Raw genomic sequence first — 22398 nt, forward strand, 5'->3', positions numbered from 1 at the left:
TCCCGTATATTGTACTTTGTTCTTCTCACGATACATAGTCGGAGACAGTTCTCTTTTTAATTTACCCCGTATATTGTACTTTTTTCTCAACAAACCTGAACTGGATTACAGTGATTAAAATGATCAGGGACATGAGGATAACAGACTGTGCTGATGAAGAGCCCATATTAAGTCCTACAAAGCCATCCTGATAAACCTTGTACACCAGAATATTTGTGGAACCCCCAGGTCCGCCCTGTGTCACTGTGTGGATAACACCAAAGGTTTCAAAAAAAGAGTAGATGATGTTCATCACCGAAAGAAAAAAGAAAGTTGGAGAGAGGAGCGGAAATGTTATGCTCCAGAAACGTCTCAAAGGGCTTGCTCCGTCAATGGCAGCAGCCTCAATAAGGGATTTTGGAATGGCCTGCATTCCGGCCATAAAGAAAACAAAGTTATAGCTTATCTGTTTCCAGGCACTTGCCATTGTTATCATTACCATTGCATCTGTGCCGTTGAGAACCGGGTTCCAGTTCATACCAAATACATTTTTTATTCCAAGGGCTACAATACCGTAGGATGGATGAAGCAGAAAGAGCCACAGAATACCTGATATTGCAGGAGCAACTGCATATGGCCAGATAAGAAGGGTTCTTACAAGTGCTGTTGCTCTGAGGGCACGGTTGGCCATGGTTGCAATAAAAAGCCCAAGAGACAACGATACAATGGCCACAGAAAGGCTGAACACAAAGGTAATAAGTATTGACTTAAGATAGAGCGGATCTGAAAACAGCTCAATATAATTATAGAACCAGACAAATTTGCTCTGTCTTCCAAACGGGTCGCTTAAAAGAAATGACTGCATCAATCCCTGAAATGCCGGCCAGTAAAAAAAGGTGAGGGTTACTATCACCTGCGGCAGGATAAGAAAATAAGGCAGATATCTGGATTTAAAAAAGGATCGTTTAATCATGTCATCAATAAAAACATCAGGTGGCTGGCACCTGATGTTCTTTTATCCTTGAAAATTGATAGAACTTGTAAAAAGTTGGCTCTCAAGACTTTCTAACAATGATCTGTTGAAATTGTTAATAGCGATTTTGGAATTTCCGACTTTTTACAGGAGTATTAAATTTATTTATAGGTCTTTTCAAAGGTTCTCAACTGTTCATTGCTACGTTTTGCGGCATTGTCTAAGGCTTCCTGGGGAGTTTTGCTGCCGTTCCACACAAGTTCCAGCTCTTCATTTATGATATTTCTGATCTGTACGAAATATCCAAGTCTCAAGCCCCTTGAAATTGTTGTTGGTATGGCACGGTTAAGCTGACTTATACCTACCTCCTGAAGTGGATTCTCATCGTAGTAGCCTTTGGATTTCAGGTCATTATATGCATTGAGGGTAATTGGGAAGTATCCGGTTTCCATGTGCCAGTACTCTTGCATTTCGTTTGTGGCAAGAAATTTCAGAAATGTTGCAACGCCCTTGTACTCTTCCTTTGTGTGGCCTTGAAGTACCCACAGAGAAGCGCCGCCTATGATGCTGTTCTGGGGTTTTTCCATCCATGCTTCAACAGGAAGTGGAGCTGCGTCCCATTTAAAATCCTTGGCAGACTCTTTAAGTTTTGCAATACCACTTATGGAATCAATATAAAAAGCTGCATTCTGTGCTAAAAACTCTGCTTTTGGTCCCTGATATTTCTGTCCGCCATACATAAAGCGTTTATCAGCTATCCAATCTTTAAGGCGGGTAATATGGGCAACCACCTTTGGATTGTTGATCATAAGTTCGCAGTCAAGTCCCTCATAGCCATTGGCTTTACTTGCAAACTCAAGATTATGGATGGCACTGTAATTTTCAATCTGTGTCCATGACTGCCAGGCTGTAACCATTCCTGCAGGAGCGATCCCTTGATCAACAAGGGTTTTGCAGATTTCACCAAGTTTATCCCATGTAACAGGCTCTGTTTTTGACAGAGGGGCAATCCCCGCCTTTTCCAGCATATCCACATTATAGAACATGATGGGAGTTGATGAGTTAAAGGGCATTGACATAAGTTTACCATCAGAGTTCATGTAGTATGAAAGTACAGCCTGAAGATAACTTGACCAGTCAATATTCATTCCCGCATCTTCCATCAGCTTGAATACAGGATAAACAGCACCGGAGAGCATCATTGTCTGGGTACCGACTTCAAACACCTGAAGAATATGTGGCTGTTTGTGTGCCCTGAAAGCAGCAACACCCGCATTCATTGTTTCATCATAATTGCCCTTGTTTGTTCCCACAACAACATAATCTGACTGGGATGCATTGAACTTTTCAATCATTGTGTCAACAACTTTACCCCTGGCACTTCTCATGGCATGCCACCAGTTTATGGTAACAGGTTTTGCAAATATTGAAGCCGGCAGTGCCATACCGACCACTATAACAGTTATGAAAAACATCTTTTTCAATTTCATTTAAGATTCCCCCTATCATAATAAAAGATTAAAAAAATCTGCATACACCTTCCATTAAAAAGCAGTGTATAGTTCTGATGAAGGTTTATTAATAAACAGAAACAGAGTCAAGATTAATATGCAATTCTCAAAAAAACAGTTGCACATTTGTCTGATTTATTGTTTTGTGAAGTGTTTTTAGGAATCGGATTTAAATAACTTCCCCACTTACCTCACCCCCTATCCATGACTGGAGAGGGGGGAAATGGGACAGTTATTTCGGACTCATTCCTTAATGTTATCTGCTGCAAATTTAAAACAAGGGGATATTCTGAAGATATTCCCATTATTATTTGTAAAATTCAGGAACAAGATAAAAAATGACAGAACTAAAGTTCAATAATGTAATTAAAAGATATGGCAAAACAGAAGTAGTTCACGGAATAAATCTTGATGTACGGGACAAGGAATTTCTTGTACTTGTAGGACCTTCTGGATGTGGCAAATCAACACTTTTGAGGATGGTGGCAGGTCTTGAGGCCATATCCGACGGGACAATATCCATTGGAGGCAAGGTTGTAAATGATCTGGCGCCAAAGGAGCGGGGGCTTGCCATGGTGTTCCAGAACTATGCTCTTTATCCCCATATGAATGTATATGAAAATATGTCGTTTGGATTGCGCCTCAATAAAACCCCAAAGGATGAAATAGACAGAAGAGTTCAGGAGACAGGTCAGATTCTGGGACTTGAAAATCTGCTCCACAGAAAACCCCATGAGTTGTCAGGTGGGCAGCGCCAGAGGGTTGCCATGGGCCGGGCAATGGTTAGAAAGCCTTCGATATTTCTTTTTGACGAACCCCTGTCAAACCTTGATGCAAAACTTCGCATACAGATGAGAGCTGAAATCAAACTTCTTCATCAGCGTGTCAACTCTACAATTATATATGTTACCCATGATCAGGTGGAAGCCATGACCCTTGCTGACAGAATCGTGGTGCTAAGGGATGGATATATTGAGCAGGTGGGTAGTCCCATGGAGCTTTTTTCAAAACCTGCAAATACTTTTGTTGCAGGCTTTATAGGCACGCCTCCAATGAATCTTTTGGATGCTGTTATAAAATTCAGGGGAGATAACGCTTTTTTGATATTTGACGGTGGTCTTGAGATACCTGTGCCTCCCGGAGACACCCATTTGAATGGTTTTAGGGATGGTCAATCTGTGGTTATGGGACTTCGGACAGAAGAGATAACTCCCTCAGATCTCAATCCATCTCTTCCTGCATCATGGAAGTTTGACGGACTGGTTGAGGTTGTTGAGCCCCTTGGCAATGAGACCCATGTCCACGTTAACATAAAAGGTGTCAAAATGATTGCCAGAAGCGAAGGCAGAAGAAGCATCAAATATGGAGATTCCCTTAAATTTGCCATGAATCTCAACCAGATGCATATTTTTGATGCTGAGACAACCCTTTCTATATATTGAAATGTATTATTATTTAGGCTTACTTAATGACCACTTTACACTTTATGAAACCAAACTACGTTTTTCAGGATATCCCTCCCCAAAAAGTATAAAATACCCATGTTGGGATATGAAGGATGACTATTTTTACGATTTGTGTTGCCTCAAGAGAATACAATTTTATTTTGGGCATCTTTCATATCAAATAACGGCCATGGCAAAACCATCTTGCCACAACGAAGCATGAAAGCCCTGAAAAAAACCTTGAAATACGGGGACTTTCTTATAAAAATATGGAGAATAATCCCATTGATTCGTTTTTTCACATACAGGAGTATATTGTGAATCCCTTCGGTACCAGCAGAGTAGATAGTCCTTTTCAGGAACATACAGATCTTAAATCACTTTTTTCTGAACAATTTATGAGGCTTAAGTCGCTTGTAAGAGAGATTGCCTCTGACCCAAATCATCAATCAACAGGTGTTGTCCTGGCAGGTAACCCTGGCTCAGGCAAGACACATCTTATCATGCGTCTTGCAAGGGAGATGATTGCAGCTAACCGTATTCTATTTATACGACAGCCCAACAACCCTGAATCCATTCTATACCACATCTACTCAAGAATGCTTGAATCCCTTGTTGAAAGGGTTCCCGGTACCTCCTATACGCAGATTCAATATCTTCTTGCCAGAAGTTTTTCCAATATTATAATAAATGTTATAAAACAGCTTAAAAACCCCAGCGAAAATATGAAATCCATGGAGGCTCTCCTATCCCAGAGTCATCTTAATATCTACAGGGGACTTGGTGGGGACGACACTGAAACCAGAAGAAAAAACTGGAAGTTCATTGAGAAGAGAACCCTTGAATGGTGGGGAGACACCCATGGTTTCGGCGGGCAAGGCTCTTCCATTGTCAAGGCTTTGATAAAATACTGCTCTTACTCTGACATAGGCCGGCGGGAGATGATAAGAAAATGGCTTGCCGGACATGAGCTTTCCGAAACAGAACTTAAAAGCACTGGCCTTGAAAACAGAGGAGAATCAACTGGGTTTGAGGCTTTTGCCATTGAAGCCATAAGGGTTCTTGGAAAGCTCTCCATTGAAGATGAGCCATTGATTGTTGTTTTTGATCAGCTTGAAGGGCTGAAATACAATGAAGAGCTGCTGATAAGCTTTGGAGAGGCAGTCAAGGAGCTGTTTACACATATTCCAAATACTCTTATGATTTTCAATCTCTTTCCTGAGCGTTGGGAAGCTTACTCTGCTGTTTTTAATCCTTCAGTGGTGGAACGTATAGGGCAAAACACGGTCTTTCTCAATACACCTTCAAAAAACGAGATGAAAGAGATACTTGCATGTCGTGCCAGGGAAGCTTCAATAGATATAAGCTCTCTTTTTACTGAAGAGGAGATGGATAAAATCAGCAACGGAGAGAGCATCCGTAAAGTGCTAAACAATGCCTCGGACTATTTCAGGTTTAAAAAGGACAAAATTCCTCTGCCCCAGCCATTAAGCTCCTTCAAGGATCAGATTCTCATGGAGATCCGTCATATCAAGGAGGAGATATCATGGCTTAAAAAACATCTTAACCTCTCTGTGCCTGCATTTCAGGAGACAGGTAACACTGAAAAAATTAAAAAAATACTTGAATCCTATAGAAAATACGAAGCATCTGAATATGAAAAACATTCAATTATAAATGATGCTGATGATGCAGGAAAACTTCAGGTAATGCTAAGGGCAATGGGCAGAGGTACTCAACTTAAGGCAGGGCCAATGAAAAAGGGAAGAAAGGCTGTGCCTGAAAATATCATGGTGAGAACAAGCTCCAGAAAGACAACTGTAACAGGATTTCTTCATATAAAGGGAAACTCCTTTACAAGCCGCCTTAAAAATTTCAATGACCTTGCTGAAAACCATCCTGAATCATGGTTTCAGCTTTTCAGGGACGAGCGTCAGGAGAAAATTACGTCAAAGGTGGCCATGCAGGAGATCTTAAGGCTTAACAACCATGAAAAAGGTTCATTTATCATCATGGAAAGGGAAAACAGAATTCTTTTTGAATCATTGTACCGACTTGTAACCGATATCCAGAATCGTGATGTGGATATGGATATAGAAGATGCCATAAAAGTTATAAAAAAGCTTTATAGCGATTACTGGCTGATAAGACTTCTTGATGCCGGACAAAAATAGCAGATAAGTCTATAAGTATTGCTCTTGGTTACTTTTTTTCATTATTTCAATGATCTCATCAATATTCTTCTGGGCAACACTTTTTTCCATGCTGCACCCGCCAGCGCCTGCATGACCGCCACCACCGTAACGCGCAAGAAGCTTTCCTATATTGATATTAAAGCCGTCTTTAAAAATACTTTTGCCTATACTTACAAGCACAATATTTTTATCACGATGGTCATATCTTATTTTCATGCTTGCCACACAGTCGGAAAATATGGAATATGGTAAAAAACGGTTGCCTGAAGGGGCTTTCTCAAGTGATCGAAAATCTGTAACGCATATATTGCCGTGAATTTGTGTGTACTTTTTCAGGATATCTTCATAAAGACGATTCTCTTCAATGACTTTTTGACAACGTTTTGTCACCTCATTATCTTTATGTATATTCTCAATTGATGAAGAGCGCAGCAAATCCACAAGTCTCATCCAGTAGGGTGGATCTGAATCATTACGGTTTTTCACGGTCATGGACAAAAGAACATAAGGGTAAGCTTCTGGATAGAGTACCTGGTCACGGGACAAAAGTGCTGCATCTATGATGTCAGTCTCCTTTATTAATTCATCAAAATCACGGTTTATCATCCCTTTTTCTTTGTAATATTCATACACAAGACCCGCTGCTGAGGGTGCAATCCTGAAAAGCCCTTCAACATCATGATTTCTGTCATTGGAGACATGGTGATCAAACCACACCGAGCATCGTGGATCAAAGGGAAGGTTTGCCATGATATCCCCTTCTTTAATATCAGCATCACCATGCTGAACCTGGCTTGGCTCCAGCCATAAAATCGGAATATTTTCACTGTCAGTGGTATTGATTTCAGATTCAAGGGCTTCAAGTATCATTGCCGCACAGACAATTCCATCAAAATCAGGCCTCGTTACAATTCTTGTCATTTAATAATTTCCCTTTTGATTTTTTCTTTTTTTTCAATATTGCTCCTGAAGAGCATGGCGGACAAATTTCAAAAAATATATTTCCCTTTTCCACTGCACGATCCAGATTAGAGCAAACAGATTTAACGGTCTCAATATTATCTGAATCCCGCTCCCTGCATCTTACTCTGACACACATGTTTCTGCCATTTTCTTTTGCATGGTAAAGAGCTTTATCTGAAAGCGAAATCATCTGCTCAAATGTCATGCTCATTGGGAATTTTGAAAAAAACGGATAAAAAACATAACCAACAGAAGTTGTGATGTTTATTTTTCTGCCCTGTGTAATGCTGAACATATACTCTTCAATAGATGTTCTGATTTTTTCGGCAAATCTGTCAATATATCTCTCTTCGGCAAGTTTCAGAATTACAACAAACTCTTCTCCGCCCATCCTTACTACAGCATCGTCACTTCTAACCTGATCTGTCAATTTTGTGCTGAATTGCCGGAGAATCATGTCACCAGAGTCATGACCATATGTATCATTGACACGTTTGAATTTATCAATATCCATCATAAAAATGCCATAACCATAGTTGATGGAATTAGTTTTGTCATGAAAATCAAACATATCATCTTCATTATTTGTAAGAATTGGTTCCAGTGGATTTTGTGAGGCATGTTGTTTAAAGCGTCTGTTTGTACCTTTTTCATCAAGCAGATAATCTTTCATAAGCCTTGTATTTTCAGGAGTGAACACCTCAAAAAGATAGCGCCTGTTCTTAAGACCTGTCAAGGGGTCAATGCGGGTAAGGGATTTAAGTTCCCTGTTTTTTGACATTAGCTGCTCATTTAGGCGTTCAGTATTCTTTTTTTCAATATGAAGGTTTTTTACAAGCTGATTGTTGTCATATCTGAGTGCAAGTGCTTCACTTAAATCTCTGTTCATTTTTTTTGCATGAACCGAAAGAAGAAGAAAAAAACAATACCCATGGCTGACATTGCAGAAGTTGTGGATGTATGTATATTATAAATTGCAACTGTTGGAAGTAGAAAGACAGTTATGGAATATACATAAAAAACAGGCAAATGGTTATGGTAGGCTCCAAGGGCTCCGGCCATCATGCCTCCGCACACAAAATAGAGAAAAACAGTGTGTTCAGGGTATTGTGGTGAAATCAGGAAAAAGCCTGAACTTCCAAAGAGTGTTCCTGAAATGAAAAAGGAGAACAACAGAAGCGTTTTCCAGAACTTATAATTATGCTCTTTAAAACCTTTTTTGTACATCCAAAGACCGGTATATCGAATCAAAACAAAAATGATATTGACCATCACCCAGATAATGATATTCTTCTCAGGGATAATATCCCAAAGGACTGCTCCTATAATAAGGCAGTTTATAATTGTCCCAATCATGCTTGATGCCAGATTTGTTACAAGGAGTGTTATTTTTTTATCTTCAATATAGGCTGCTCGCTTATCTGATTCATTCATTTCGGACCCTGACTAAACCTTGATGTGTTTTTCTATTGTGGCGGTAAGTCGCCATTTAGTTTATTTAGGAATGAGCACGAAAAAAGATGTTCAATTAGAATTCTTAAAGCATACGGCCTACAATGGCTGGATGTTTTGAAATGGGCAAGTTGTTTAAAACTCATTCCTTGAAGACAGCTTTTTGATCATATGAAAAAGGAGATATTCATATAATTGTGAAAAGTTCTGAAAAAGGGATCCCCTCACTCGGACAGCTTGCATTGAGATACGGGACGATCAATAAAACCCAGTTTAAAACAGTTGCAGCATTTATGCAACAAAAAGCCTTAAAAGGTGAGCAATACGAGTTTGGTGCATTGCTGATTGAAAAAAAACTGGCCACAAGATATCAGGTTAACCTTCTCCAGATTATCCGTGATTTTCTGGTTCTTAAAAAAAAGGGTGAGCAGTTCGGCCAGATTGCCGTTGACAAAGGATATGCCACAAGTGAAGAGGTTGAACTTGCCCTTACACGTCAACAGCAGCTTTTCCGTGAAGCAAAGATTCAGAAAATGCTTGGTGATCTTCTTGTTGAATACGGTGTTATTACCGAAGAACAGCGGGATATTATCACAGAAGAGCAGAAAAGACTTGAAAAAATTGATTTTGATAAACCTGGCCCTAACAACGATAATTATGAAAAATCTCAATCTTTCACGGAACAAGATGATGAATCTGCGGCCAAGCATGAAAAACCCAATGAGGAGAATGAAGAAGATAGTCAATCTTCAGAAGAGATATCATTCAGGGAGGCAGAAAGAGAGTTTATCCAGCTTAAGGCTCTTGATGATGACTTTGCATTAAGGGTGCTTGAAAAAGGCTTTTCCACACCGGAAGTTGTGGAAGCTGCCATGGAAAAACAGAATGAGTGGTTTGAAAAATTCCGGAAGCTTCATATGCTTGGCGACATCATGGTCTCTGAAGGCATATTGACAGACATGCAGAAAAATTTGATTTTAAAAGAGCAAAAACGTATTCACTCATCTGCTACGGATAACAGTCAAAACACTCATGAAATATCTAAATCAGAAAGATTAAATGGCTCTGATAATCTAAATGAATCACAAGAGCTAAAAGAGCCAAATGAAGTTAAAGAAAAAATTGAGATCACTATATCTGATTCACAAATGGAGGCGTGGGTAAATATCCCTGCCGCTTTAGATAAAATGGAAGAGATAATAACACCAGAAGAGATCATCAGCATACTCAATGAAAATGCCATTACATATGGAATATGCAGTGATGCCATTATTAAGTCTCACCTTGACGCAAAAGATAGCTCTTTTCCGGTTGCCCTTGGAGAATATCTCTACAGCTCAATACCACATTATAATTTTGATATACATAAAAGGGATAAAAACAATCTCCTGAAAAAAAACAATGTGCTGGCATCCCTTGATACAAAGAAAGTAAAAATTGAACTACTTGATATTACTGGCAAAAAAGTCAATACCATACCAATAAACCCCAACCATGCAGTACTTAGATGTGGCAGAGGAGTTACCCTTTCTGAAGATTCAACCCATGTTGTGGCTGCAATGGGGGGATATCCTGCAATGTCGGTGGAGGGCAGGTTTTTTATTTTTCCTGTTGTAAACATTCTTGGGGATGCAGATATAAAGTATGGGCCTATAGATCCATATGCAAGTGTCAATATCGCAGGGATTTTGACAGGTGCGTACAGGATTCAGGCAGGAGATGTAAAGGCCCGGGAGATACGTGGTTGCAGGCTTGATGCTGTGGGTGATGTTACAGCAGAGATGGGCATCATGAATTGTACAATAATCACGCAAGGCAACATCAAGGCAAAATATATTCATAACTCCAGAATAGAATCCTTTGGAGATGTTACTGTTGAACATGAGATAATTGATTCAACACTTCTCTTAAGCGGTAAATGCATTGCTGAAAAAAGCCGTGTGATTGCATCCTCTGTCTGTGCAAGAAAAGGAATAAAAGCAGCCGGCATAGGCAGTGACGTCACAGAACCATGCAGATTAAAGGTTGGAGCGCAGGATCATATAATACGGCAATCTCTTTATATTACAAAGAAGATAAGTGCAAGCAGACAAAGTCTTGATGAAGCTATTGAAAAAAAGGAAAAACTTGGCAAAAAAAGCGAGTTTATCTTTAATAAAATGGTGGATTTGAAGCTTCTACATGATAGAGCCATGGCAAAATCACTTCGCTTTAATAAGGAGATTGAAAAGGGCAGGATATCAGAAGACTCTGCCTCATATGAAAAAACTATGTGTTTAATTGACGCACTCAAAGAGAAAATGTCATCAGCTATTTCAACCCTTAGAAAGTATAATAATCAGAAAAAAGAGATTGACGCCCGTATTGATAAAATGGAAAGTACGATAAAGACACTTGCTGAAAGATCACGAAGAAAGATATTTTCCCTTGAAATGGATCGTAACCGTTTTTTCCAATGGGCAGAATCACAGCCATCTGTTCCGGAAATAACTGTCTCCGGACGCATTGTAGAGGGTACAGTCATTAATGGAGCCTTTGCTTCAATAACCCTTGATGATGATTATCAGAACGTAAAATTTACAGAAAAGTTAAAAAAAATACCAGTGCAGAAGATCGTTTAGGTAAAAAAGAGATTGCGGATAAAAAAGAGTTTGGTGATATAAAAAGGGAATATATAGATGAGTATCGTATCCATATTCAAATCTTAAAATGATAACTTAATGGCCGGAAAAGATTAAAACAGATCCTTTACAAGGAGAAACATAAGGAGAAAACAAATACAATGATAATTATTGCACCTTCAATACTGTCCGCAGATTTTACAAAACTTGGCAAAGAACTCAAAGATGTTGAAAAAGCAGGAGCAGACTGGATTCACATTGATGTTATGGATGGCCATTTTGTCCCCAACATTACTTACGGACCAATCATTGTTGATGCATGCAGAAGGGCAACTTCCCTTGTGCTTGACGTACATCTGATGATAGAAAAGCCTGACTTGCTGATTCCGGAGTTTGCAAAAGCAGGGGCAGATTACATATCTGTACATGCAGAGGCTTGTACCCACCTTCACCGAACCATACAGCTTATAAAATCCCAGGTAAAGCAAAACAGCCAAGATAAAAGGGATGAAAAAGATAAGAGCAAAAAAGATCAGCTTAAGTCCGGTTATCATGAGGCAAATGCCTCCACAAACTGCAATAGCGGGGAAGCAAACACAAAACCAACTAATGTGAAAGCAGGTGTCGCCCTTAATCCTGCAACACCTTTGAGTGCGATAGAATGGGTGCTTGGGGATCTTGATTTTGTACTGATCATGAGTGTAAATCCAGGATTTGGTGGCCAGAAGTTCATCCCCTCAACTCTTGAAAAAATAAAACTTCTCTCTGATATGATAAAATCAAAAAACTCCAGTGCCATTATTCAGGTGGATGGAGGTGTGGGGCCAAAGACAATAGAAGATGTGGCAAAGGCAGGAGCAACTTCCTTTGTGGCAGGCTCTGCAATATTCAATACACCCGATTATACTGAAACAATAGAAGGTTTCAGACGGCAGATTGCAGGCGTATGCTCCTGTAAAAGGTAGAATCATGAGAGTTCTTCTTGTTGCAGCAACAGAGATGGAAATAATGCCATTGATTGAACAAGGCATTTATCAACACACGAATGTGACAGTAATCATAACAGGGGTTGGTGTTATCAATACAGCCCATTCTCTGACAAAGGCAATTGAGGCTCAAAAAACTGATATTATTATACAGGCAGGCATTGGCGGGGCTTTTGAAAGTGCAGGTATTGACGTTGGAGATATTGCAGTTGCAAAAAGTGACAGATATATCCATACAGGTGTGGAGCATCATGATTTTCGGTTGTCTTCAAACATACATGGTCATACCCCACGCCCTGGAGAATTTTACAACTCTCCACTGCCATTTCCACACACGGGAGGATACGACAACTCTCCACTCTCATTTACACAGCATGTAGGCTATCCAAATGATCCTTTGCCATTTGACCTTGTTAAAGATCAACCTGAATCAAGGGAAGGGCTTTTTTTCCTGGACAGTGACCTTACGGGAAAATCTAAATACATAATCAAAAACAACCTGTCAAAAAAGAGTTTAAGATATAAAATAATATCAGGAGATTTTTTAACTGTCTCAACCATAACTGCAACATCACGCACAAAAGATGCTCTAATACAAGCTTTTTTGCCGTGTATGGAATCCATGGAAGGAGCGGCAGCGGCTCATGTGGCATCTCTTTACAATATCCCTTTTATTGAAATCAGAGCAGCTTCAAACCTTGTCGGAATAAGGAACAAGTCAGACTGGAATATCCCTCTTGCTGTTGAAAGAGTCTGTCTGGCTTTAAATGCTCTTTTACCGTGAAAATGGATACATATTTTCATATTCGGGGGTGGCAGAAATTTCATTTGGCCATGGGAGTTTACCGTGAAAATGACTATCATTTTTATTTTTGGGGGTGATTGATACGCAATCATGCCCGTTTACCGTGAAAATGGATACAAATTTTCATATTCGGGGGTGGCTGGATGACAGCCATGACCGTTTACCGTGAAAATGACTATCATTTTTATATTTGGGGGTGATAGATATGTAATCAATCATGCCTGTTTACTGTGGGACTATATACATAATTCTATGTTCCGGGGTGGCCGAAACTTGGCCATGATCGTTTACCGTTTAAACACCGCATGCTTCATGATCACTTTACACTTTCTGAAAGCAAGAGCAGTTTTTCAGGTTTTTAAGCAAAAAAGGGCATGTTTCATTGAGCACTTTACACTTTCCAGGGATGCAGCCCCTTTTTTAGGGTGTATTCTTCAGAAAAGTGTAAAGTAGTTTGAGGATATCCTGATTCAGACAAATGCAATAACTGCTGAAAAACAGTAAGGTGTCGATTGTGAGTATCGTAAGGGGGGGCTTGAGCCTGCCATGAAGGTTGAGATAAGGGAGGTAATTTTGGACAGCAGTAATAATATGGATACAAACTCAAATCAAGATGAAGCAATAAAATCCGATATTTCCGAAAATCAATGCAAAATTGATATATCAGGAATTTCAGACACTGTTCCTAAACTTAACATAGCTCACTATTTTCTTTTTATTCTTATATCCGCAGCATTTTTAATGTGTTACAAGATGATGCAGGGATATCTGGATCCGGTAATAATTGCCATAATTCTTGCTGTACTTTCAAATCCCGTCTACCAGTGGATAAAGGTAAGATGCAATCATCATAAAAATGTTGCTGCTCTTATCTCTTGCCTGCTTCTTAACATGGTTATAATCATCCCTTTTTTTCTTTTATTTTCGGCTGTAATACGTCAGGGGATACTATCATTTAATGCAATAAATCAATGGATTGCAGATGGTAACATTGAGAGGGTTGCCCAGACGCCCCTCATTTCTCATGCCTTTAATTTTATACACAATAACATGCAAGAGAGCCTTCTTAAAGAAATCAATGTCCACTCACTTATGATAACTCTCTCATCACGTGCCGGAGAAATTATGATGAGTCAGGGAAAATATATCATTACAAATATCTCTGCTGTTGCCGGTAAATTTTGTCTCATGATATTTGTATTTTTTTTCGTTATTCAGGATCAGGATAAAAAGCTTGAGTATATCATGCATCTTTCTCCCCTCTCCAGCGAACATGAAAGGATATTGCTTGACAAAATCAAGGCAGTAGCAAAATCCGCCATTCTGGGGACTCTTGTAACAGCTCTTTCACAAGGTACAGCAGGTGGTATTGCCTTTTATATATGTGGTCTTCCAGGATTTTTCTGGGGAGCTGTAATGGCATTTGCATCACTTGTGCCCATGGTTGGAACAGCTTTGATATGGGTTCCTGCAACCATATGGCTTTTTATATCAGGTTCATGGCAGTATGCTGTTTTCCTGACAGTATGGTCTGTTGTTGTGGTGGGAATGATAGATAATATCGTCCGTCCTCTTTTCATGAAAGGCTCTGCTGGAATGGATACACTTCTTATCTTTTTTTCGATTCTGGGCGGACTCAGCTATTTTGGCCTTACAGGTCTTCTTTATGGGCCCATGGTATTTGGTCTAACCCTTGTCCTTCTATATATCTATGAACTTGAATTTAATGCCTTTCTTACACGGCAGGACGGAAATTAAACAGTTGAATTTTTATGGCCGACGTTAAACATGGGGTTGTTGTCAGAAGTACGGATTGTTAAAATTGCACGGTTTACTCAGATCACATGGTTTGTGTTGAGTATTTGTTGAAATCAGCACAATTCGTGACATTTATCGGTTTGGCTTTTGATATAATGTTTTCTGTATTTACTTCTTGTTCTTCAGGTTATTGATATATTGTTCTATCTCTTTTAGCTCTTCGGAACTTAATCCAGCCATTCTTTCCTGCGGTTTAAGCCCGGCGAGTCTTTCCTGGGGTTTAAATGCAGACATGACTTCTTGCGGTTTAAGTCCGGCAAGCTTTCTCTCAACAGGAATAATATTGAGAAAAAGCTCTTCCCACTCTTTTCCAATTTCCATGACATCTTCAGGAGTCATCTCAAGCTTCATGGGAACCTCCTTTGAATTTTTGATTTTCCATAAACCTGCAATCAGGCGGTAAAGCCCTGAACGAAGTAGATTTTTTCCAGATTTAAAAAGTTTTTTAAAAGCCTTGTCCTGTTCTTTTTTTCGGCTTGCAAAACATTTTACAAAAAGGTTATGTGGTTCATCAGTAAGATCGTTTAATGATATTACAGTTAAAGACTCCAGCATGGGAGCATTGCTTTTATAAATGCCAGGCAGGGATGTCTCTTTATAGTCAAATTTGTTGAAAAAATGTTTTGTGGGTCTCTTTGAACTTAGAACAAAAGTCTTAACCCGATTTTGCGAAAGCTTCTTTGCTCTTTTATAAAAGGTATCGTATGCCAAAGCCTGATTAAGAACAGATTGATTTACAGATTCTGTGTATTTGAATTCAATGAGAATATGCTCTGCATCTGTGTCCCTTATTCCGTCAGGCAATAAACTTTTTTGTTCCTCAGACCAGTTTGGCAGATTCCTTCTCAAAAGCAGTATATCAGCTTCGGGTGGCTCACTCATAATTGAGAAATCTGTCATAACAGCAATATCAACAGGCGTGAGCAGCTCCTCAAGCATTTTCCCAAGGAGTCTGTGCCAACGTGTTTTTTGGTTTTTTTCCTGTTTCTGATTTTCCATAAATTTAAAGTAACACAGCTTATGGTGATCTTCAAGGGATTAGCCAAGAGTTACAATTTTTATTGTAATGGATACCATTGCAGTTTTGGACATAGGCTCTTTATTTTGTCAAGAAAAAATGATATGAAGTGTAAAGTAAATTAATGATATGTGAATGTGGTAAATTTATTTTTAAAATACCAAAAAAGAAAGGATAAGGTTTAAATGCGAAGTAGAATAAAAATTGTGTTGTTGGTGACGTTATCATTAATGATTCTAAACTTTTCTGCGATTGCCCGTGAAGCTATTGTTTTGACGGACAATGGTCCCGATGTGACAGTATCATCAGGGGAAACGCTAACCATATATGGCACAACAGGGGCAAACCATATTACCATTTCAGGTGATGCTGATGTTGAACTTCTAAATTTTCCAGGTATCAACACCATAACCATTGCAGGTGATTCCAGCAATTTTACAGTATCCCGATCCGGTGCCATGGTAACCTTTGAAACCACAGATGGAAGTGATGGTGCAGGCGATACCGGGGGAATGGGCGGCACAGTATTGAAAATTCCAGCCACAGCAACACTCCAGACAGTGGAGTTTAATAATGGATATGTTGTTCTCTGCATTGAAGATGGCAATGTCATGCTGGATGGGCAGATCATATCAACAACCCCTGCTGCCATTGAAGCTTTGGAGTCTGTTCCACCGGAGATTGTGCAGATTCTTCCATTGGGTGTTGACACCATTTCCATTGCCTGGCTTCCGGTATCTTCACCTGATTTTTCGGAATTTACCTATGAAGTCCATGTGGATACTGCTGATAATTTTTTACCTTCGCAATCCACCCTTAAACAGGAGATTGCAGGGGAACTCCAGGCCGAGGTGCCGGGTTTAAGTGCAGATACAACTTTTTACGCAGTTATAGTTGCAAAACCCCGGGGAGAAAGCGGAGAAATTTTCATTGGAGAGAATTACAAGCAAGTAACAACCCTTGATGAACCCTTTGAGTTCAGTGAGGATGTTCCCCTAATAAATCAGGAGGAATCAGGACTTGTAAACCCCGATGTCTCAGGTGATGACTATATTTTTGATGATACAGGCAGCCAGGTTCTTCCAGAGACAGGTTCAATAATAGTTGGTGAGGATTCTGAAGGCGGTTATCTGAAAAAGGTTGAGTCAGTTGTAGATACAGGTGATGGGATTGTGGTGCAGACCAGCCAGGGTATTTTATCCGAAGCTGTCACATCAGGTCGAATAAGTGGCAGTATCAAGCTCTTTGATCCGGAGAAAGCTGCCGTTGCATACCAGGCAGACAGGGCAACATCGGAGCAAAGAGAAAAAAAAGTGGAATCTCAAACTGATGTGGAATCTCAAACTGATGTGGAATCTCAAACTGATAAGGGAATAACCTTCATTAAACATTCAACAGATGAAGATGGCTTTTCCGTCAGCAAAATATCTTGGAAAGAGCGTTTACTCAAAGTGGAGGAGAGGATTTCGCCAAATTTTGTTCCGTCAGAAAATCCTGGATACCGCTCTGTCAGATTACTGAAAGATGCAGCCAATGAAGTATCAATGGAGACCAGTATTGAATTTGAGCCAGAGATGGATATTGATCTTGACTGGCACACACAAGATGATGGAGAAGGTGTACCTGGAGATGATGCAACCATAATAGACAATGGGGAGATTCTTCTGATTGGCACCCTTAAGGCTGATATCAGTGCCCGCTATCAGTTTGATGGAGCTTACCAATGGGGCACTGCTGAGAATCCAAATGAAGAGATCCTTCTGGAGAGAAGAGGTATAACAGCTTTTACAGTGGATGGCGTTTCTGTTTACCAGGATATCCTTCTGACCATTAAATCCCGTGCCTGGGCATCTGCATCCACTGCCGTTGATATCACCACAAGCACCTTCACTGACACAGAGATCCAGCTTGGAACAAGATACAATGAAGTTGCTGATATCTGGGAACCTGTGGCCACCGTCAATGTTGAGGACTCCCTTGTGGCGGCTGTAAATGAAGCAGGTTCTGTGGTGGGGGAAGTTGCCATTGTTCCCACTGTGGAGCTTCTTTTTTACAGGGTTGGTGCTTCAAAGATAAACCTAAATGCAACTGTTTCGGGAAACATTGCTTACTCGGAAGATGGTATTCTTGACGGGGAGTTCATGCCTGGCGGTGAATCCATGCTTGATGGTGAGTCCATGGCACAGTTTGGCAGCTTTGATTATTACCTTGGGCTTGATTCTGATATGAACCTTGCACCCTGGCCTATTTTTGAGGGGCAGGAGCAACTCTTTGATGGGCAGATTTACAGCACCACCTGGCCCATGTTTGACTTGCCACAAATTGAGATCGGGGCAGTTGAAAGTGGCGATACCTGGGCACTGAGTGCCGTTGTGCAGGATGGAAACAATAATGCCTTTAACCAGAGTTCCATTGAGTGGGAGGTGGTTGATCCGGATGGCAACCGATACTCCCTTGCAGGCGGTGCCTATGATGGCTCCCCGGTAGCAGAGTTTTCGCCGGAATCAGAAAGATTTGAAGGTGTTTACACCATTTTGCTCTCAGGCTATGGAAGGCTGGGTCAGCGGAACGGTGAGCTGGCAAGGCTTTATACAGCACTTGAGATTGATGTGGACCATGATGGCACTGACCCACCCATATTGGATGATGAAACCGTGACAAACTCCCTGGGAATGACTTTTAACTTTATTCCGGCAGGCACTTTCATGATGGGGTCGCCTGAAGATGAGCCTGGAAGAGAGTCCTGGGAAGGGCCTCAGCATGAGGTAACACTTACCCAGTCCTTTTACATGCAGACCACGGAAGTAACCCAGGGTCAATGGGAAGCGGTGATGAGTAATAATCCCTCATGTTTTGTTGAATGCGGTTCTGATTGTCCGGTGGAGTGTGTTTCTTGGGATGATGTTCAGTCATTTATCACTGCTTTAAACGATATTAGTGACAGGACGTACAGACTTCCCACAGAGGCAGAGTGGGAGTATAGTGCCCGTGCAGGAACGACTACTGCCTTTGCTAATGGCCACATTACGGTACTCTCTTGTTCTTATGAGCCTAATTTGAGTCTAATGGGTTGGTACTGTGGTAATTCAGAAGTTACTTATTCAGGATGCTTAAACTGGAGTAGCTGGGGTGGTGCTACTTGTGCGGGAACACATCCTGTTGCTCAAAAAACACCTAATTCTTGGGGCTTGTATGATATGCACGGTAATGTATATGAGTTTTGCCAGGACTGGTGGGGGAGTTTTACGTCTGAATCTGTGGTTGATCCCAATGGAGCATCATCAAGCTCAAGTAGAGTTGTTAGGGGTGGGGCATGGGCTTCCAGTGCCCGTTATGCAAGATCAGCGGAACGTTACTATTATTCTCCGGATAGTTGGAATAACGGCATAGGCTTCCGGCTTGTACTCTCCTCTAATCTACAATAATGGGGTATACAGATAGTTGTCTTAATCAAGGATTACGAAGATTGCACAGATTTCACTGATAAATAATCTGTATAACATACATGGCTGATGACCGCCACAATCGAAGGGATGAAAGTCTTTATGAAAACAGCCATTTGCGGGGACTTTCATATAAAAATACATGGCAGTAACCACATGCCACAACGAAGAATAAAAATCCTTTAATTCCAGTATATCGGTGGCACTTTCTTATAACGTACATGGCTGATGACCACCACAATCGAAAAGATGAAAGTCTTTTTAAAAACAAGCTGTTACCGAGACTTTCATATAAACGTACATGGCTGATGCCCGCCACAATCGAAAAGATGAAAGTCGTTTTAAAAACAGGATGTTACAGAGACTTTCATATAAATCCGCTAAATCCGTTATTCTGACAGGTGGTGTAATATTTTTTATATTTACTTTTTATTCTTCAGACTATTTATGTATTGCTCAATTTCTTTTAGCTCTTCGGAACTTAATCCAGCCATTCTTTCCTGTGGTTTAAGCCCGGCAAGCTTCCTTCTAAAAAGCAGAATATCCGCTTCTGGCGGCTCGCTCATAATGGAAATATCTGTCATGACAGCGATATCCACAGGCGTCATAAGCTCTTCAAATACTTTTCGGCACCCTTCATTTGACTCCAAAAGTACTTTACACTTTTTTGTGAGAGGTTCCCGCTATTCAGAGTTTTCTATTAGAAAAGTGTAAACTGGGAAATGAAGCATGCCTACTTTTCCAAGTATTCTGTGCCAGCGTGTTTTCTGATTTTTCTTTTGTTCTTGGTTTTCCATATATTTTTATATGAAAGTCTCGGTAACATCCTGTTTTTAAAACGACTTTCATCTCTTCGATTGTGGCGGTCATCAGCCATGTACGTTATAGAAACACAGGCATTAGTGATCTTCAAGGAAACTTCAAGAAGAATTAGCCACACAACCATTTCAGGCAAACAGAGACCTTAAGCATCTTACAAACTCCAAGCCATCCTCAACAATACATATGTCAGATACATTAAAAATAGCTGCATTGGGATCTTTATTAACCGATACGATAAAGCCGGCATCCTTCATGCCTGCAATATGCTGGGATGATCCTGAAATCCCAACTGCCATGTAAAGTTCCGGTTCAACAACAGCACCGGTGATGCCTACCTGTTGTTCATAGGTCATCCAGCCCATATCAATAAGGGGGCGTGAACCTGCAACTGCGGATTCAGGAAAACACTCTGCAAGCTCTTTTACATCTTCAATATTATCAGGAGAGCCTATGCCTCTGCCGGCAGCAATAATTACCTTTGCACCATCAAGCCTGGATTTTTTTCCTGATATGTGAAGAAGCTCAGCATATTTAACAGTTTTTTTCTTTTTGGATAATGACTCCATATCCATTTTTTTTGTAATAACAGTGCACCTGCTTTTTGATTGCTTATCTTTTTCTCTGCTGAACACTCCGGGTTGAATGGTAATAACAACAGGGGATTCAGCTCCCTTTTCAAGTGCTGTCACTCCATTGACCCTGCCCTTGAAAAGCGGTTGCACAAAGGCAGGCTGCTCATCCTCAATAATGAGTCTTGTTACACCGGTAAGAGCTATCCCACCGATCTTTGCTGCAAGTCCGGGTGCGATGTCAAGCCCCTGGGAAGTGTGTCCTGCAATAACAAATGATGGTTTGACTTCCTCAAGCAAAGTTGCAATGGATTCCTTGATTGCAAGGCTGTCAGGGTGGCTTGCGCCACTGATTGACAGGCAAATAATATCCATATCAACAGGGGCATTTCCCATAATATCTTGAACCATGGAATTACATGATGACTCGGTCTGCCCATCCATTTCCCAGGGAAGAACTGTCACAATCCTGTTGCCCGTTATCTCTGAAAGCCTGAATGCAAAGTTCATTAGCTCCCATGTAATGGTGCGTATTTTGTCTTGCAGATGTTCTGCTATTACAATTATTTTTTTTGTGTCATTATCTTTATTTTTTCTAAAAGTATTTTTCATACAAGATTTCTCTCCTCTAATATTTTTTTAAGCTCTTCAGCCTTTTGTTGGGAGCTTCCGTAAATAACCTTTCCTTCCCTGTTTTTTACCGGATACTCAAGGCGAATAAACTTCAGGGCATCTTCTCTCATTAATTGATTATGCTTTTTGTCTGATTGCGGCTGGGTATCCGTGTGGAGAAAATCGGGTTTCATTGTGAGAATCTCTTTTTTTCGTGCTTTCAGTATGTTTGAAAGAGAAGGGTATCGGGGTTTGTTAATACCGCCCTGAATAGTTAATAGAACTGGAAATGATGCTAAAATTTTCTGTTTTAATCCCCCCTCAATTTCCCGAAGCAAAGTTAAGTCAAAGTTTTTGGCTTTCTCATCTGCCTCAATAAGTTTGTTTACTTCAACTTTAACAATTGATGTAATGCATGGAATGCCGATATATTCGGCCAGCATTGGGCCTACCTGTGCCTGCATAAGATCTTCGGACATTATGCCTGTAAGAATAAGATCATACGGGCAGTTATTGATGATGGCATTGTTGGTGCTTCTGTTTTTTTCTGGAGCAGTCGAATCATGAGGAATTCTTGAATCATCAGGAGCCATTGAATTATGATGCTCCATTAAATCATGATGCTCCATTAAATCATGATGCTCCATTGAATCATGATGCTCCATTGAATCGTCATAAATTTTTGATGTTTCAGATTTTTTCACCACTTGATTATCAGAATTTATAGCAGATGCAATATACGATGCTGCTAATGCCCCATTGATAATGGCATTGTGTGAATTTTCGGTCGCAAGATGAATCCCTCTGTCTGCACCCATTCCCATTGCGCGTCTTATGATTTCTGATGCATTTTCAGGGCCCGCTGTAAGCACATCAACAGAGACATCCATTCCTTTATCCTGGTACCTTTCCTTGAGTTGTATCGCTTCTTCAAGGGCATTTTCATCAAAACGGCTCATTGCAAATTCAGGTATATGTTTCGATTTAATCTGTTGTCCTGATTCATCAATCTCCACATCTGCAATGCAGATCTGTTTTATACAAACAAGAATTTTCATTATTATTTCTCCATTTTTTTCATTCCATTCAACTTTTTTACCGTGAAAATGGATACATATTTTCATATTCGGGGGTGGCTGGATGACAGCCATGACCGTTTACTGTGAAAATGGATACAAATTTTCAT

Annotated in this window: 16 protein-coding genes; 7 read left to right on the top strand and 9 right to left on the bottom strand. The window is 40.3% G+C overall.

From position 1 onward, the window contains the following. Positions 1-61 precede the first annotated feature (61 nt). The gene (gene ugpA, locus MTBBW1_RS15690; RefSeq protein WP_080804709.1) at positions 62-952 is read right to left on the bottom strand and encodes a sn-glycerol-3-phosphate ABC transporter permease UgpA; all 891 of its coding nucleotides are present in this window, start codon (positions 950-952) and stop codon (positions 62-64) included. A gap of 161 nt (positions 953-1113) precedes the next feature. After that, complete coding sequence (gene ugpB / locus MTBBW1_RS15695) at positions 1114-2442, bottom strand: sn-glycerol-3-phosphate ABC transporter substrate-binding protein UgpB (protein ID WP_080804710.1); 1329 nt, start codon at positions 2440-2442, stop codon at positions 1114-1116. Positions 2443-2801: 359 nt separating this feature from the next. Between ugpB and MTBBW1_RS15700 the strand changes: the two genes are divergently transcribed. Beyond that, on the top strand, positions 2802-3905 hold the full coding sequence (locus MTBBW1_RS15700; protein WP_080804711.1) for an ABC transporter ATP-binding protein: 1104 nt from the start codon (positions 2802-2804) through the stop codon (positions 3903-3905). Between the two features lie 320 nt (positions 3906-4225). After that, the gene (locus tag MTBBW1_RS15705) at positions 4226-6082 is read left to right on the top strand and encodes an ATP-binding protein (protein WP_139786784.1); all 1857 of its coding nucleotides are present in this window, start codon (positions 4226-4228) and stop codon (positions 6080-6082) included. 9 nt (positions 6083-6091) lie between these two features. On the opposite strand, the gene MTBBW1_RS15710 is transcribed toward MTBBW1_RS15705, so the two are convergent. From MTBBW1_RS15710 to MTBBW1_RS15720, 3 genes are read right to left on the bottom strand one after another with little or no spacing between them, the layout of a single operon-like run. After that, positions 6092-7024 (bottom strand): exopolyphosphatase, encoded by a 933-nt coding sequence (locus MTBBW1_RS15710; protein ID WP_080804713.1) that lies wholly within the window; start codon positions 7022-7024, stop codon positions 6092-6094. Beyond that, positions 6999-7955 (bottom strand): GGDEF domain-containing protein, encoded by a 957-nt coding sequence (locus MTBBW1_RS15715; protein ID WP_080804714.1) that lies wholly within the window; start codon positions 7953-7955, stop codon positions 6999-7001. The genes MTBBW1_RS15710 and MTBBW1_RS15715 overlap by 26 nt, the downstream gene beginning before the upstream one ends. Beyond that, complete coding sequence (locus MTBBW1_RS15720) at positions 7952-8500, bottom strand: hypothetical protein (RefSeq protein WP_080804715.1); 549 nt, start codon at positions 8498-8500, stop codon at positions 7952-7954. The genes MTBBW1_RS15715 and MTBBW1_RS15720 overlap by 4 nt, the downstream gene beginning before the upstream one ends. Before the next feature lie 215 nt (positions 8501-8715). Here MTBBW1_RS15720 and MTBBW1_RS15725 point away from each other — a divergent pair, with 215 nt between their 5' ends. From MTBBW1_RS15725 to MTBBW1_RS15745, 4 genes are all read left to right on the top strand, one after another. Continuing rightward, positions 8716-11139, top strand: a complete 2424-nt coding sequence (locus MTBBW1_RS15725) for a FapA family protein (RefSeq protein WP_080804716.1) — start codon at positions 8716-8718, stop codon at positions 11137-11139. A gap of 161 nt (positions 11140-11300) precedes the next feature. Then, positions 11301-12104 carry a ribulose-phosphate 3-epimerase gene (locus MTBBW1_RS15730; protein ID WP_245809423.1) on the top strand — a complete coding sequence of 268 codons (804 nt, stop codon included), beginning with the start codon at positions 11301-11303 and terminating at the stop codon, positions 12102-12104. A 4-nt stretch (positions 12105-12108) separates the two neighbouring features. Then, on the top strand, positions 12109-12909 hold the full coding sequence (gene mqnB, locus MTBBW1_RS15735) for a futalosine hydrolase (protein ID WP_080804717.1): 801 nt from the start codon (positions 12109-12111) through the stop codon (positions 12907-12909). A 567-nt stretch (positions 12910-13476) separates the two neighbouring features. Further along, complete coding sequence (locus MTBBW1_RS15745) at positions 13477-14688, top strand: AI-2E family transporter (protein ID WP_080804719.1); 1212 nt, start codon at positions 13477-13479, stop codon at positions 14686-14688. 168 nt (positions 14689-14856) lie between these two features. Here MTBBW1_RS15745 and MTBBW1_RS15750 read toward each other — a convergent pair whose 3' ends face one another. Further along, a complete protein-coding gene (locus tag MTBBW1_RS15750; protein WP_080804720.1) occupies positions 14857-15747 on the bottom strand; it encodes a hypothetical protein in 891 nt (296 codons plus the stop codon). A 249-nt stretch (positions 15748-15996) separates the two neighbouring features. On the opposite strand from MTBBW1_RS15750, the gene MTBBW1_RS15755 reads away from it, so the two are divergent. Beyond that, a complete protein-coding gene (locus MTBBW1_RS15755; protein ID WP_186441363.1) occupies positions 15997-19191 on the top strand; it encodes a formylglycine-generating enzyme family protein in 3195 nt (1064 codons plus the stop codon). A 440-nt stretch (positions 19192-19631) separates the two neighbouring features. On the opposite strand, the gene MTBBW1_RS15760 is transcribed toward MTBBW1_RS15755, so the two are convergent. The 3 genes from MTBBW1_RS15760 to MTBBW1_RS15775 form a co-directional block, all read right to left on the bottom strand. Next, entirely contained in the window at positions 19632-19859 is a 228-nt protein-coding gene (locus tag MTBBW1_RS15760; protein WP_080804722.1) for a hypothetical protein, read from the bottom strand. 297 nt (positions 19860-20156) lie between these two features. Next, positions 20157-21212, bottom strand: coding sequence for an electron transfer flavoprotein subunit alpha/FixB family protein (locus MTBBW1_RS15770; protein ID WP_080804724.1), 1056 nt, complete (start codon positions 21210-21212; stop codon positions 20157-20159). Continuing rightward, entirely contained in the window at positions 21209-22270 is a 1062-nt protein-coding gene (locus MTBBW1_RS15775; RefSeq protein WP_186441365.1) for an electron transfer flavoprotein subunit beta/FixA family protein, read from the bottom strand. The genes MTBBW1_RS15770 and MTBBW1_RS15775 overlap by 4 nt, the downstream gene beginning before the upstream one ends. Positions 22271-22398 lie beyond the last annotated feature (128 nt).

It is taken from the genome of Desulfamplus magnetovallimortis (assembly GCF_900170035.1).
Taxonomy (GTDB): Bacteria; Desulfobacterota; Desulfobacteria; order Desulfobacterales; family Desulfobacteraceae; genus Desulfamplus; species Desulfamplus magnetovallimortis.

What these genes read in the sequence shown, in the direction of transcription:
- MTBBW1_RS15710 (WP_080804713.1), bottom strand. Translation starts at nt 7,024, where the DNA reads ATGACAAGAATTGTAACGAGGCCTGATTTTGATGGAATTGTCTGTGCG.
- MTBBW1_RS15730 (WP_245809423.1), top strand. Translation starts at nt 11,301, where the DNA reads ATGATAATTATTGCACCTTCAATACTGTCCGCAGATTTTACAAAACTT.
- MTBBW1_RS15775 (WP_186441365.1), bottom strand. Translation starts at nt 22,270, where the DNA reads ATGAAAATTCTTGTTTGTATAAAACAGATCTGCATTGCAGATGTGGAG.
- MTBBW1_RS15715 (WP_080804714.1), bottom strand. Translation starts at nt 7,955, where the DNA reads ATGAACAGAGATTTAAGTGAAGCACTTGCACTCAGATATGACAACAAT.
- MTBBW1_RS15755 (WP_186441363.1), top strand. Translation starts at nt 15,997, where the DNA reads ATGATTCTAAACTTTTCTGCGATTGCCCGTGAAGCTATTGTTTTGACG.
- MTBBW1_RS15770 (WP_080804724.1), bottom strand. Translation starts at nt 21,212, where the DNA reads ATGAAAAATACTTTTAGAAAAAATAAAGATAATGACACAAAAAAAATA.
- MTBBW1_RS15700 (WP_080804711.1), top strand. Translation starts at nt 2,802, where the DNA reads ATGACAGAACTAAAGTTCAATAATGTAATTAAAAGATATGGCAAAACA.
- ugpB (WP_080804710.1), bottom strand. Translation starts at nt 2,442, where the DNA reads ATGAAATTGAAAAAGATGTTTTTCATAACTGTTATAGTGGTCGGTATG.
- ugpA (WP_080804709.1), bottom strand. Translation starts at nt 952, where the DNA reads ATGATTAAACGATCCTTTTTTAAATCCAGATATCTGCCTTATTTTCTT.
- MTBBW1_RS15750 (WP_080804720.1), bottom strand. Translation starts at nt 15,747, where the DNA reads ATGGAAAATCAGAAACAGGAAAAAAACCAAAAAACACGTTGGCACAGA.
- MTBBW1_RS15720 (WP_080804715.1), bottom strand. Translation starts at nt 8,500, where the DNA reads ATGAATGAATCAGATAAGCGAGCAGCCTATATTGAAGATAAAAAAATA.
- mqnB (WP_080804717.1), top strand. Translation starts at nt 12,109, where the DNA reads ATGAGAGTTCTTCTTGTTGCAGCAACAGAGATGGAAATAATGCCATTG.
- MTBBW1_RS15745 (WP_080804719.1), top strand. Translation starts at nt 13,477, where the DNA reads ATGAAGGTTGAGATAAGGGAGGTAATTTTGGACAGCAGTAATAATATG.